This is a genomic window from Halalkalibacter flavus (assembly GCF_036663575.1).
Classification (GTDB): domain Bacteria; phylum Bacillota; class Bacilli; order Bacillales; family Bacillaceae_D; genus Halalkalibacter; species Halalkalibacter flavus.
Genome location: NZ_JAWRVK010000005.1, coordinates 97,826 through 113,239, shown reverse-complemented (window position 1 = coordinate 113,239; position 15,414 = coordinate 97,826). Strand labels below are relative to the sequence as shown.

Sequence of the window (15,414 nt, the reverse complement as noted above, 5' to 3'; positions counted from 1 at the left end):
AAATCGAAAAGGCAGTGTCAAAAGACACCACCTTCTCGATTACATACCTTGTTTGTGCGCTAATCTTTTTTTGGCAACGATTAAGCCCAAAATAAATGAAATTATGGCCAGCACCCCAACAAACCATGATTGCTGATGAATTTGTAAAACAAATAGCACAATCATCCAAGTCACGATACAAGCACCTAGTATACTAAACGTAACTCTTGTGACTACAATCATTAAAAGAAACGGGATGACGAGGGCAAGGACTAAGTCCAACATCCGTCTGTTCAAGCTCCTTTTGCTCTTGCTATTTTTTCTTTTTTCAATTCGACCTAAACGATCGAATCTTGCAAATCGGCATCATCTTTTACTAATAATACACCAAGCTGGTGATGTTCCCCATCATAAAGAGCTCCTTTGGCAAATCGTACTTCTCCTTCATGGTTTAAAACATCTACTTTAGCAAAAGCCGAATTGATTTGAAGCGCTTCATAAAAGCTTGTTTGATCAAATACTTCTTGACCGTTAATTCTAACAATCGTTTCCCCAACGACAATATTCATTTTCTCAGCAGGGCTCCCTGGCAGAACGCCAAGAACGACACAGCCTTTTGTCTGGCTTGAGAAAAATGCTGGTAGCTTATCATCTAGCTTTTTCGCATAATAGGAAAGTAGCTCACGGCTAACGATAGCTAGTCCACCTAAAAGAACTGCTAAAAAAGGAACAAAATAACTACCGGCAGCTAGTAGTGCAAAGACAATCCCTAAACCAATGACACGAAGCCCCATCGTTCGAATCTGGATGTGAGGTAATGTTCCTCTAACTCGCTGCTGAAAGCCTATTAAAAACGGTACAAGAACAGGTTGTAACCCTATATCAGCAACCGTTAAGACAGGCCAAAATGAGAAAGCTGGAATAATGCCTTCAGGGATAAAGAGGATAATCGGGACCATCCATAGTCTTTTGGCAATATGTATGCCGACCCACTTGCCACGTTTGCTTCGCTCAAGTAACGGTGACGTATATACATGCCCATTCATACGAATCAAAAACCCTTCCGCTAGCGCCATGATCGCTAAAATGGCTGCAGGAACGAAGATTGGAATTTGCGCTAGAATGTTATACAAAGGCATGAGTGTTTCAACTGTACTTAGAACTGGCTCAAAACCGTATAAAAGCAAGACGGCTCCAAGCACAAATGTCGGCGAGATCCAACGAAGCTGTGTTGTCAGCGCAAAGATAATATAAATAATCGCAAGCACCGCAACAAACGGCAATGTAATCGTTAGCCCTAACGCAATCGTGACGATTGATACACATACACCTAACAAAACCGCTGATAAAAACGGAATCGTAATATCAGCCATTCGCCCATACACTCTCGTATGAAACGAGAGTCGTTCTTGTTTTACGCGATTGCCAGAAAATAAATACACAGCAAACAGGCCTATATACAATAGGGGGTTAATTAAAAAATAGACTAAAAGGATTCCAATACTTTGTAAAATGTCATTTAGCATAGTTGTATCTCCTTCAACTATTCTTCCTTTTAACGTATCACATTTATGCAAAAAGGTACATCCTTCATTGCGCGAAGGATGTACCTTTTTCATTCGACATGTATCGTTAAACTCCTCTTTTACTCATTCGTTTGTTCAAGTAACAACTCGATCGCTCTTTGCAATTGTTGATCATTTTCTTTTTCACGAACCATTTCAACCGTACGTTGCTGAATCATCGACGCTGTCTCTTCATCGATTTTTCCAGTAGGTTCTAAATCATTGGATCGTTGGAAGGCAATGACGGCAATTTCCGTTTGTTCACTAAAATAACCGTCTGTTCTACCAGGCTCATGCCCAAGCCCTTTTAACATAATTTGAGCATTTTTAATTTGCTCACTCATCATATCAAGACGCAATTCGCCTACTTCTCCAATCGAAATTGGTGCTGTGTAGAAGTAATCTGGTTGCTTGACTTCAACGGTCGGCTTCACACCTTCTCCATTAATGTCGTTCCCAGCTGATGTTAACCATCTAAACAACGATAGTTTTAACTCACTACCATCACCTAGCTGAATCGTTTGTTGAACCGTGCCTTTTCCAAACGTTTGCTCTCCAACAACATCATACCCTCCGCCTTCAATTAATGCAGCTGATAAAATTTCTGATGCCGATGCAGAAGCACGGTCGGTCAACCCAATAATTGGGTATGGCTTTCGCTCATCTAAATTGGACATATAACGAATTTTTTCACCTTCACGATTTTCAATTTGAACAATTGGTGTTCCACCAGGAATAATAAGCTTCCCAATGTCCTCTACCGCATTCAAGTAACCACCAGGGTTTCCACGCACATCGATAAGCAATCCATCGATGCCTTGGTCTTCAAGTGCTTCTAGCTTTTCTTTAAAACGATCAGCTGTATCTTCAGAGAATGACGTAATTTCAAGCAAACCTAATGTCTTCCCGTCACGCTCAATGACATCCGAACGAACCGTCTCAATCGGAATCAAGCCACGCTCGACTGGAACCTCAAACAGATCGTTTTGCCCAGCTCGTTCAATTGTTAAATTAACAATCGTCCCTTTTTCACCGCGAATTTGCAGGACGGCTTCGTACAATGACAGACCTTCAATTGATTCTCCATCAATTTCAATGATTTTATCATTTGGTTGGAGCCCTGCCTTCTCCGCTGGTGACTCACGGAAAGGAGCAACAATGGTTACTTTCCCGTCTGTCATACTTACTTCTGCCCCAATCCCTTCAAAATGCGACCCAAGTGACTCAACAAATTGAGTTGCCGTTTCTTGGTCCATGTAAACGGAATAAGGATCATCTAATGTCCGGAGCATCCCCTCAATCGCTCCTTCATATAACTCTTGCTCGGTTATTTCATCGACATACTGTTCATGAATAATTCCTAATGCTTTTTGGAACTTATCTAAAAGCTCCTTTTCACTAAGTTCTGATTCTGCTTGTCCTCCATTTCCTGATACACCTGACGCAGCGGTATCCGTTTCAATACTAGGCTGAGCTGCCTGGAAATAAAAACCAAACACACCTAACACTAATACGGCTGCTACGATCATAAGAAACTGTCTTTTGTTCATATTCTTATCAACTCCCACTATATCTACAACTTCAATTATCTCGCAGCCAACCCAATCCTGTTTTTCGATCATAGAAAGGAGAAGGCAAAAATCTTAACGCTCTTCTTATCATGAAATGGAGAATCCTTCTAGAGGACACTGAAAAAAAGGTTGGTTTGTACCTTTTCAGTGTCCTCTAACAATGTGCGGAGCTGCTGCCTTTGGTGTGAGAAGTGTCTCTCACCTAAAAGCCTGCTATGAGCGGGTTTCTCATAGAAAGCGCGCAGCATGCGGAGCCATTGCTACTTAATCGAGAGCACTGAAATAAGTTGGTTTTCCCTTTTTCAGTGGACTCTAAGCAATGAGCGGAACCGTTGCAATTTTTTAAAAGCCTGCTATGAGCGGGTTTCTCATAGAAGGCGCGCAACGTGTGGAGCCATTGCGGCTTCCTTGATTAACTTTCAAGAGTTTTTTCAATGAACTCTGATTTTCACCTTTTTCAGTGGCTTCATTCTAACCTATGCTTTTTTTATTATATTATGTTTTCGTATTCCCTTCATTTTAGTCAATGATCGTAAATAAGTCAAAGACTCGCTAACGCCGGAAACCATCGTCATAAAGAGGTTTTTCATAATGTGTAAAAATGAGAAGTTTTATGGTAAAAAAATATAATGTAGACTAGACAAATGAAACCGAATAACGGACGTGACAATGCCTACTGTCGAATCACAATGGGGTTAACGATATTAACTTGGCAACAGCAAAATTATCTGGAAAGTCTAATTCATAAATCCCATTATTAGCCGCTATTTGTGGTGGAATGAAAGTAGCATAGGGTTTTACACAATTCTGTCCCCTTGTCTATATGGCCGAGCATAAGTTACAACATGCGGTTGAGCATGCCAATCAAAATCAACATTTTCAAGAAATAAATCATTAAAAAACGGGGCTGTCTCAAAAGGTCATTTAATAACCTTATGGGACAGCCCCGTATAGTATACTTACATGATCAGAAGTTCATTTTGTCTTTTGCTGATGTTGTTACGAACAAGTTTAAGGACCGTATCCTGATTTTGTCTAATATAAAAATGATCTCCCTTTAAAACTTGCATGCCTTCAATGGGTTCTATATATTCGTCCCACGCTTCCATACTTTCCTTTGTCACCGTATCCTCAGAGCCTACTAATAGCATGGTATGACTTCTCAATTTTTGGTTAGCTTTTGGACCGCCACAATAGTTAGCTAATATCGTTAAGTCAGCTTGCATGATCGGCAAGAAGACCTGTAATATATCTTCTGTTAAAAGCTCTTCTGAGGTTCCACCAATTTTTTTTAACGTTTTCTTTAATTCGGTTACATTCGAACAATCCATTTGCTCTAATTTGTAATTGGGCGATGATTTGCTGGAAAGAAATAGATTTTCTACTTTTTGACTGTAACGTTGCTCTAGTTTCACTGCAACCTCATAGGCAACTGTCGCCCCCATGCTATGCCCAAAAAATGACAAATGATGTAGCGGAGTTATGTTATAGTTGGTGACTATTTCCTCGAGTAATACATCTGTTAACTCAGACATACTCTCACAGAGAGACTCACAATACTTACTACCATGTCCAGGATACTCTAGCGGTATGACCTGTAGGCTACCATCTGTTTTCCAGTCTTTATAAAAGGACGCACTCCCCCCCGCATATGGAAAACAAAAGAGCTTGTTCTTCATTCCAAACCATCCTCTCTTCGGTAGTACCGATTAATCCAACATATGCCTCATAAAGTTTTCAACATAATGGACATCGATAATTGGCATGTCCATTGAAACCTTCTCCAATTCTTTTTTCGTTTTCTCTTGTAAAATGGTCGACTCTTTTAACTTAGTTGATTCATCAATTAGTTGAGATAACGCACTTAAGGAATGAATTTCATCTGATTGTGTTTTTTCTTTTAAAAGTTGTAACCATTGCTCTAACTTCATATTTGTATAGTTTAGTTGGTATTTGTCAAAGAAAGTTGTTACAAATTCACTTGAAACCTTCTGGCCGTTAAACATATGGTAGATTCCTAGTTTTTCGCCGACTTCCATTCTTGTAATTTTATAAATAAAGTCACTGACAAAATCAACCGGCATTAATTCAAAGTGAATCTCTTCCTTAAATGGCATGATCTTTTGATTAACAAATGATTCAAACACCTTGTATAACATATCTTTTTTATTCCATATTCCGTTTACTGAATGAGAAGAAATACGTCCTAACCGGAAAATATCAATGGAGAGTCCCTCTTTCCTTGCTTGAAAAAGGAGCTTCTCCGCAACCCATTTCGACTGACTATACCCTATCATTAAATCAGGTGTATACACCAATTCATCTTCTTCATCCCACTCCCTTTCACCCGTTAACACAGAGAGTGTTGATGCGTAATAAATATTCTTTCGATTATTAGACGCTGCGAATTTCACAACCTCTCGCACTCCATCTACATTTGAACTTTTAGACTTGCTATAAGAGTTGAAAAAGTCTGTTTCTGCTCCCACATGGTACACATGAGAGACATCAGTACTTAATTCTTCATAGGTGATATCATCTAAACCAAATTGAGGCTTACTGAAATCTCCTTCTATCACAACTAACTGACTTTCAAACTCATCGTCCCACAACTGGTAGCTCTTTAATGTTTCCTGTAATCGATTTTTCGAAGGAAATTTAATCAAACAATAAATTTTCACATCTTTCAACTCGAGTAGTAATTTGTTCAAGAGATGCGCACCTAAAAACCCGGTTGCACCAGTGATCAGTATATTTTTATCAAACGCAACAGACTGAGTTCTAATCGAGCTGATGTGTTCCTTTAAAATAGGATCTAGTTCAGAATCCTTTTCCATCAATTCTCTCACACTATTAGCTGCTTCATTTTCGATAGCATCCACAAACTTATTAACGGTATTGTTTTCTAATAACTTCTGAAGAGTAGCTTCCGGTAATACCGTTTCCTTCATTAAATACACTAGCTTCGTAGCCAAAATTGAATGGCCACCATATTCAAAGAAATTATCGTCCAATCCCAACTTATCATTCCCTAATGCTTGTCTCCATATCGCTAATACTTCTTTTTTCTTTTCATTTTCTTCAACTGTTATAGCTGTTGTTGGATCAAAGATATCCATCTCAAGAACTTTCCTTTGATCAATTTTCCCATTAGCGTTAAGCGGGAATTCTTCAACTCTAACAAAGAAATGTGGAATCATATAACTTGGCAATTCACTACTTAGGTAATCTTTTAGCTCTTTATCCACGTTCTGAGCATTTACGTCTTGATGTTTATAATATGCTACAACGTAAGATTCATCATTAATCGTTTTTACCGCTACTAATGTAGTTTCGACTTCAGAATAGGAATCAAGCTTTTCTTGAATTTCATTTAATTCAATTCTAAATCCCCGAATCTTTACTTGGCTATCTCTACGTCCTTTGTAGAGTATTTCTCCATTACTTTGACGAACAGCAAAGTCTCCTGTTTTATACCACTTCTTTTGTAAACGATCTACAAACAATACTCGTTTTGTTAACTCCTCTTGATTTAAATATCCTCTCATGACCCCTTGTCCACCAATATAAATTTCACCTATCTGTCCATCTGCAACTTCTACCTGGTCCTCAGAAAGGATTGAAATTTCGACATTACTTATTGGTTTTCCAATAGGGATCACACTTGTATCTTCATCTTTCACCTCATGACAAATTGCAAAGGTCGTACACTCTGTTGGCCCATATCCATTAATTATTGAGACATCTTGAAGGGATTGCTTCAACTTCTTCACATGGGAAGTAGAAATCTTATCTCCACCCACTACGAGTTTCTTTAACCCTTCGAATATCATTGGATCCTCATCAACAATGGCATGGAAAAGACCTGTTGTGAAAAAGGCAACATTCACCTTACCAATCGTTATCGCCTCCTTCCAATCATCGAAGGAAGTAAATTCATTAGCCATTAAGAACAGTGTCGCTCCGTTTAATAAGGCTCCCCAAATTTCATAGGTAGCTGCATCAAAGCAAGGATTAGAGAACTGAGCAACTATATTAGACTCGTCTATTTTAATGGTGTCAGAATTAAGAACAAGATTAGCAATACTACTTTGTTCAATCATAACGCCTTTAGGCTGTCCCGTTGTGCCAGACGTATAGATGACATAGGCAAGGCTGTTTGTGGTTGAACGATTCACTGGTTTTACCTTCATTTGGCTAAGTTCATCTAGATCAAAATAAATAGGTGAAATCCCCAATTCAACTAGTTTGTTATGCTCCATACCATTTGGTAGAAAAACGCTCATTTTAGTATCTGCAATCATATACTGCAATCGACTGTTTGGATACTTTTCGTCTAACGGAACATAGCAGCAACCAGACTTCATAATAGCCAACATCCCTACAATAAGTTCAATCGAACGTTGGCTAGGAATTCCTATCATAGCTTCCTCTTCAGTTCCTAAATCGATGATCTTCTGTGCGAGATGATTGGATAGATGATCAAGCTCTTCATAGGTTACGGATCTATTTTTTTCACGAATAGCCACTTTTTGGGGATGAGCTATAACTATATTAGAAAAAGCCTCTGTTACCGATATTAATCCACTTGCTGTAATCATTTTGCTCATTACCACACCTCAACTCTCATATCATTTAGTAATTGTCCAACGGTCATTGATTCATCTTCTATTAATTTCGTAATGATCGTTTGTATTGCATCCATAAACCGGACGATTTCACTCTCTTCATACTTATTTTCTTTATAGATTAACTTATAATGAAGTTGTGATCGTACGATAGCCGCAGAAAAGGTTAGATCAAAATTTGTTGACTCTTCTCCAGAGAAGTTCTCAATCACGATGTCCGAATCAGTTACTTGTTCTGTGCTCGGATAATTTTCAAAAACAAAAATTTGCTGAAATAAATCCTGAACCCAGGAAACGTCACCGTACCTTTTTATATCCGGTAATGAACTACTTTCGAATTCTCTCATTTGAAGTTGTTTCATTTGAACAGTAGTTAAATACGATTTGACATTCTCATTACGATCAATGTTTAACATGAATGGTAATGTATTAATTAGCAAACCTACAGCTGATTCAATATGAGGGATACTAAGATTTCTTCCAGAGCTTGTCACACCATAACAAATGGACTCACTCTCACTAAAACGAGACAGTACCATGCCCCATACCCCTTGAATAACCGTATTGACTGTTTTCCTATGCCGCCTTGCATACTCTATAACTTTTTCTGTCAAATTTTCTTCCAGGTGATACTCAATGACTCGGTCTTTTGATCCTGAGTCAGTTTCCTTTTTCTTACCTAGAAACGGGGTGACTTCACCTATATTTTTGAGTTCATTCTTCCAGAATAGAGCCTCCGCTTTTTTGTCAACAGATTGAATGTGTCTCATTACTTGCTTATAAGCAAGTCTGTGCTCTCCAGTATCTTTGGCTACGTTCATTGGATTGCGATAATATTCAAGAAAATGATTCATTACCACTTGTAGACTCCAGCCATCAAGCAATGCATGATGATGTGTCCATATAAATGTAAAACGCTGATTTGGCAGGAGAGCGATTGTTATATTCATTAGTGGTCCATTCTCAATATCGAATTGCTTATTCCTATTTTGGACTAACAATTTATCAAGCTTCTCTTGCAGCTCTTCACCTGAAAACATTGATATATCGACATGACGAAAGACATAATAGCTATCACTAAGAATAAGTTGGTAACGGTCCCCGGTTTGATTCCTTCTGAATACCGAACGTAGTACATCAAACTTTCTTGCCGTTTCATTCCATGCTTCTTCAAGAAGGTTAAGGTCAATATTTCCTTTGATATCAAAGGAGACCTGTGAAATATACTCAGAACTTTGAATCATCTCGCTATGGAATAGCATCCCCTCTTGAAGAGACGTCACTGGGTAAATTTCTTCTATATTGGGAAACTTTTTAATAAAATAATTTATCGAGCTTTCTTCAACAATCTGATCTGTCTCAAAGTCCGTTTCCACAATCGCATTAGATAAACCAAGATCCCCCGTTAACAGCTTCGTAACTAAGGACTCCATTTCACTACATACCGCTTGAAAGTTGCTATTGCGCCCATCTCCCATTACATTCAATGTCAATCTATCATTGATGATACTGGCGACGATATTTATTTTGTACGGGAAAACATAGTTCTCATCTAGATTGCTACTTTGAGTTTGTTCCATATCATCTACGTTGTTAAATTGCCCTAAATAATTGAAGCTGACAAGACTTCTTGGGTAATTTAGATCCTGTTTAGAAAGATACTTAATGATTCCAAAATCTAACCCTTTATTTGGTACATCTCTCAATCTTTTTTTCGTGTTTCTTAGGGTTATTCCAAACGACGGTCCTGCTTCCAATCTTACCGGGTACATCGTAGTAAACCAACCTACAGTTCTAGTCAAATCAAGATTATCAGAAATTTGCTCTCTACCATGTCCTTCTAGGTCAACCCAAAACTGGTCTATCCCCATTTGACTCGATAGTCCAGTTGCTATGACAGATAATAGCAATTCATCAATAGTTGTTTTATACTTTCTTAACGTATTTTTTAGAAGGTTTTGAGTTTGTTCGACATTCGCTTCAATGGTATATCTGTGTTCTCCATTACAATACTCTCCTAAATCTTGTATATGAGAAGAAACCGTTTGATTCATTTCGTTTTTCCAATACTCAACAATATCTGATGTTAGTTCATTCGCTTGATAATCCTTAAGCGTCTTAGACCACTGTTGAAATGAGGTTGTTTTTAAAGGTAAGGACAAGGTTTGCTTATTCGTAATCTGTTGATAGCATTTCTCAAAATCTTCAAGAAGGATTCGCCAAGAAACACCATCAATAAGTAAGTGGTGGCTCACCCAAAACATTCTTACTTGACGTTCATCTCTAAACAGCAGAACCTTCATCAGTGGACCATGAAAAATGTTAAGACTTCTCTGCGCTTCGTCCTCTAGTTTTTTTATCTCTATCAAACACTCACCATCTCTAATATCAGAAAAAGAATAATCATTCACTTCAAAAGCTGTATCAGCCTCTCGAATAATCCCTACATAAGAGTCATCTTGCCTTTCAAATACGGTTCGTAACCCATCATGATGGTCGACTAATGTCCGGATAATCTCTCTGTATTGCTCCGTTGTTAGTTGGTGATCCTTACTTATTACAATAGACTGATTCCAGTGGTGTATATTCTGATGGGTTTCATTGAAAAACCAGGATTGAATCGGATTTAACGGAACATGGCCTGATACTAGATCCTGTGAAACGACACTTTGAGTTGTTTCACCTACAACGGTCGCCAGTTCACGAACAGTTTGAGATTCAAATAAATCTTTAGGTGTTATAAATAGACCCTGTTCTTTTGCTGCTGAACAGATTTGAATACTAACAATCGAGTCACCGCCACACTCAAAAAAGTTATCATTCGGTCCAATGAGTGAATCACCAAGAACCTCCCTCCATATACTAAGAAGCTCTGTTTCCGTTTTTGATAATTCGGTAACGGTTTGGAGCGCCGTCTCGCGATCTTTTGCGTAATCTGCCCATTTCGGTAATGCCTTTTTATCTATCTTTCCACTCGGTGAGAGAGGAAATTTCTCAAGCTTGATAAAATAAGAAGGAATCATGAAGCTCGGTAAAATTGCCCGTATTTTTTTTCTAATCGCTTCTTCGGTAACCTCTGACGCGGTTGTATAGTAAGCTATCAACTTTTTTGACCCATTTTTATCTTCCATAACTGTTACAACACTATTTGTAATTTCATCAATCTGAAGAAGGGCCATGTTTACCTCTGATAATTCGATCCGATATCCTCTTACTTTCACTTGATCGTCTGCTCTTCCTACATATATAAGCTCTCCAACATTACTAAATTTAACTAGATCACCAGTCTTATATAATTTTTCAGTAGGATTATATGGATTGACGACAAATCGTTCATTGGTCAATTCTTCCTGATTTATATACCCCCTTGCTATACCAAGCCCCCCTACATACAGTTCACCTATTGATCCGATCGGCATTAGATTTAGATGTTGATCTAATACAAGCACATTTGTATTCGTTATCGGTTTTCCAATTGGGACAACATGTGCACCCTGGATATCCTCGTTCGGTAGAAATAGTTTATAACTAGTACACACGGAGTACTCCGTAGGTCCATAGGCATTAAAGAAGGTGATCTGTTTAAATTTTGAAACCAACTCAACCGTGCATTCGGAACCTGCTGACCCTAACACCTTAATGCTATTTAATTGATCAATTGGTAGCTCTTTTAAAATAGCTGGCGGCAAAATAATATGAGTAATTTCTGCTACTTTTATTTGATCAACAAGCTTGTCCATATCAAATTGGTTTTCTTTATCAAAGCTTATATGAAGCTCCGCGCCAAATAGCAGAGTGCTAAAAATCTCAATAACAGATGAATCGAAGTTAAAGGTAGCAAATTGCAACAATTTAGCTGATGAGTCTAAGCATAGCATCTTATTTTGGCTATATACTAAATTAATAATCCCTTTATGCTCAAGCATAACTCCCTTGGGCCTACCTGTTGTCCCTGACGTATAAATTACATAAGCCAAATTGGTGTTCTCAGACATATCAATATTAGTTACATCTAGTGTCTCTGATTCAGCTTCAACTGCTTCAAGAAAGATAAATTCAGAGCTAGCAAGTAGTTCACTTTTACCGAACTCTTTGTTGGTTAAACAGTAGGAAAGAGACGAATCTTCTATTATGTAACTTAAGCGATCTACTGGATAATGAGGGTCTAACGGAACATAAGCTGCCCCTGCCTTTATGACAGCTAGCATACCAATGACCATATCAATCGATCGGTTAACATAAATTCCTACCTTTTCTTCTTTGCTAATGCCCTTTCCTAATAAGTAGTGTGCAAGCTGATTACTCTTTTGATTCAACTTCTCGTAGGTGATTGATTTCGTACCATCCACCACCGCTATCTTATTAGGGTACTGTCTAACCATTTTAACGAAAGCTTCCGGAATCGTATCTCCCATGGCCTCAAACATCACTTGCTCTCCTTGCCATTCCTCCAATAACAGCTGCTCCTGCCGCTCACTAATAGCAGGTACTTGATATATTGGAAGTTCTGGCATATCAATAAATCTCCTTATCCAAGCTAGGAAATTCTCGCTTAATTGCTGAATTGTTTCCTCTTGAAAGATCTCTGACTGATACTCAAAGGCAAGTAACAGTCTTCCATCATGTTCCTCAGCAGCTAAACTCAAGTCAAACTTTGCTTTTTGAGACTTTAGTATTTCTGATGTTATAGCAATATACTCACTTTGAAAACTTACTGCATTGTTTTGTAAAATAAAAGCTGTTTGAAACAATGAGGTACTAATTGAGCTTCTTTCAGGGTTGAGCGTTTCAACGATTTTATCTAACGGCATTTGTTGATGGTCATATACATCAATAATATGTTCAACATTTCTTGCCAAGATCGCCTCAAAAGTATCGTTAGAATTGGCCTTTAATCGAAACGGTAACGTATTAACAAAATACCCAATGGTCCTCTCTGTTCCTTCAATGAGGCGATTGGCTAACGGACTTCCTACAATCACCTCATCTTGTCCTGTGTACCTGATTAAAAATGTTTGATACATGGTAAGTAATGTCATATATAATGTAGAGTTTCTGTCAAGTGACATGCTCTTTAACCGTTCTAGCTCTTCTTTCTTTACTTCTACGATCATGCTACTTCCTGGATTTGTGGTGTCCTTTAAACGAGGGCTATCTAAAGGCAACTCTAACTTCGGTAAGTCTCCCGATAAATTGTCTTTCCAAAACTCCATTTCCTCTTTCCCATGAACTTCTAACCATCTTCTTTGTTTGGCTGCGACATCCTTATATTGTTTAAAATCAATATTGAGATTGGGGTTCGTTTTGTTCATCAAACTATCATATATTGATAACCATTCATCCCAAAAAATCCCTACAGACCAGCCATCAAAAACCAAGTGATGGATATTTACATAAAGGACATAGTCAGAGTCACATAATTTGACCAGTTTCACTACCAAAAGAGGACCTTCCTCAACGTCAAATGTCATAGTCTGGAGATCTTCTTCGATGTTTGAAAGAAAGGCTAATTGCAGTTCTTCTGTCAGATTTCCTATATCTTCTTCACATAATTTAATAGAAACATCTTCTCTAATTTCCTGAAATCCCTTTCCTCCTTTTTCTCGTACGACCGTCCTTAAACTTTCATGCCTTTTTATCACTAAATTCAGTGCCCTTTCTAACAGGACGGTGTCTAATTTCCCTTTCACCCGATACTTTTGGGGAATAGTATAACTCGTTACATTACCAAGTTTTTCGTTAAACCATAAAGCTTCTTGATTACTTGAAAGGACATACTGTGTTCCCTCGCTACAACTTTCATCCCTTCCCTGACCATCAACCATCGTAGACAGGTAGGTAGATAAAGAATTTACACTCGAGTGCTCAAATACTGCTTTCAAAGTGATAGCGTTCTTATTCTTATAAATCTTGTTTAACTTCGATACGACTTTCATCGCAGTGATCGAGTGACCACCCAGTTCAAAAAAGTCAGCATTAGGATCTATATGCTCTATTGCTAATACTTCTTCCAATACTTGTTTGACCGAAACTCTTATCTTCTCTTCTAATGTTGAATTAGAAGTAAGCATAGGTGAAAACAACTTCCTACTTAGTGATGCTAAAGTAGAATTTTCAAATAACTCTTTTAATGTAAGTTTGACATTAAGCTTTTTATTTACCCTAGAAACAAACTTCATCGCTTTTATGGAATGACCACCGATTGAAAAAAAGTCAGCATCTGGATCACATTCCTCATTAGGGAAGAACTCAAGCCATATTTCCTTTAAAGGTTCATGAACGAATGAGGTTAACATCGCATCAGATTGGTCCAAATCACACTCATTTCTTCGATTAACAGGAAATGAAGTTAATAAGGTTATATCTTTAACAGTAGAGACCTTTTTTACTTGGTTAGCAATCTCCATAAATGCTTCTTGAATGGCCTCGGCAAGAGCTGGTTCTATAAACTGGAGATGAAAAGATAGCTTACAGAATATCGCTCCTTTGTTATCTTGAGCTTGCAGTGACAATGGAAAACTATGCGTCTCTGAACCTCCTTGGATTTCCCAATCAAGCTCAATATCTGAATCTTTAGCCGCCTCTGGATAATTTTCATAAACAAAAAGAGTTTCAAATAGAGGGTCTTCTTTCCTTATATTGGTATACTGTTTAATATCAACAAGTGAGATTTGAGAGTATTCTAACATGTGATTTAATGTGTTTTGAGATTCTTTCAACACATTTTTGATGCTATCGGTTTCTTTGATCTCTGTTATTACCGGTAGTGTATTTATAAGCAACCCAACAATTTCTTCGGATCTAGATAGCTGTGACGATCGACCTGAACTGACTATCCCAAAGACGATCTTTTCTTTTTGTGATATCTCCTTCAAAACGATCGACCATATTACCTGCAGCAATACATTAACAGTTACATGATTCATTGCTGCGAATTCTCGTAACTCTCTACTCAATTCTTGATTTACTTCCCAAAAAATATGACTATCCTTTTGTTCTACTTCCACATCTGACAATGCTGGAAATGTAATAGTGGGGCGATCTAACCCCTTTGCCTTTTCCTTCCAAAAAGTAGCCAAATCCTCTTTATTGACTTTATTCATATGACGAATGAAATCGCCATATTGTCTTGGCTTTTCAGCAAGATCTCTGACATCAGCTTGAACAATCTGACCATATCGCTCAAATAGTTCATTGATCACAATGCTCGTGCTCCAGCCATCTAAAATAATATGGTGGTGAGTCCAAATCAATGTAAAAAGCTTTTCTTCCATTTTCACCAAATGAAGCTTCATCAAATTCGAGTTATTAACATCCATTTCTTTGCTCTTGTGAGAGATTCGATCTAACTCTTTCAGCTTCTCCTCTGAAGTAAAGGCCGTGACATCTACTAGCTCGGGTTGATAGTCAAGTTGATCGAATACTACTTGAACGTTATTTTCAACGTTCTCTGTTATTAGCCTCATTCTAAGTGCCTCATGACGTTCAATAACGTGATTCCAAGCCGCAAACAACGCATCTACATTCAATGAACCAGCTATTTTTATTTTCATTTGAGAAATGTATAGGTGCTCGCTATAATCCTTCATTTCGAGTTCATAAAGAATTCCCTCTTGAAGCGGTGTTAATGAGTAGATATTTTCTATTGATTTTTTCATTTTGTCCCTCCCA

Annotated in this window: 6 protein-coding genes; all 6 read right to left on the bottom strand. The window is 37.9% G+C overall.

Features of this window, described 5'->3' with window-relative positions:
- Positions 1-39 precede the first annotated feature (39 nt).
- Entirely contained in the window at positions 40-264 is a 225-nt protein-coding gene (locus SAY88_RS05120; RefSeq protein WP_332629906.1) for a DUF2198 family protein, read from the bottom strand.
- Positions 265-317: 53 nt separating this feature from the next.
- Positions 318-1,556 carry a PDZ domain-containing protein gene (locus SAY88_RS05115; protein WP_332629905.1) on the bottom strand — a complete coding sequence of 413 codons (1,239 nt, stop codon included), beginning with the start codon at positions 1,554-1,556 and terminating at the stop codon, positions 318-320.
- 68 nt (positions 1,557-1,624) lie between these two features.
- Entirely contained in the window at positions 1,625-3,094 is a 1,470-nt protein-coding gene (locus SAY88_RS05110; RefSeq protein ID WP_332629903.1) for a S41 family peptidase, read from the bottom strand.
- A 980-nt stretch (positions 3,095-4,074) separates the two neighbouring features.
- Positions 4,075-4,794, bottom strand: a complete 720-nt coding sequence (locus tag SAY88_RS05105) for a thioesterase II family protein (RefSeq protein ID WP_332629901.1) — start codon at positions 4,792-4,794, stop codon at positions 4,075-4,077.
- Positions 4,795-4,824: 30 nt separating this feature from the next.
- Positions 4,825-7,725, bottom strand: a complete 2,901-nt coding sequence (locus tag SAY88_RS05100) for a non-ribosomal peptide synthetase (RefSeq protein ID WP_332629900.1) — start codon at positions 7,723-7,725, stop codon at positions 4,825-4,827.
- Entirely contained in the window at positions 7,725-15,401 is a 7,677-nt protein-coding gene (locus SAY88_RS05095) for an amino acid adenylation domain-containing protein (RefSeq protein WP_332629897.1), read from the bottom strand. Before SAY88_RS05095 ends, SAY88_RS05100 begins: the two co-directional genes overlap by 1 nt.
- Positions 15,402-15,414: the final 13 nt, after the last annotated feature.

Excerpts from the sequence above, each read along its gene's own strand:
- SAY88_RS05095 (WP_332629897.1), bottom strand. The coding sequence starts at position 15,401 with ATGAAAAAATCAATAGAAAATATCTACTCATTAACACCGCTTCAAGAG.
- SAY88_RS05105 (WP_332629901.1), bottom strand. The coding sequence starts at position 4,794 with ATGAAGAACAAGCTCTTTTGTTTTCCATATGCGGGGGGGAGTGCGTCC.
- SAY88_RS05120 (WP_332629906.1), bottom strand. The coding sequence starts at position 264 with ATGTTGGACTTAGTCCTTGCCCTCGTCATCCCGTTTCTTTTAATGATT.
- SAY88_RS05110 (WP_332629903.1), bottom strand. The coding sequence starts at position 3,094 with ATGAACAAAAGACAGTTTCTTATGATCGTAGCAGCCGTATTAGTGTTA.
- SAY88_RS05100 (WP_332629900.1), bottom strand. The coding sequence starts at position 7,725 with ATGAGCAAAATGATTACAGCAAGTGGATTAATATCGGTAACAGAGGCT.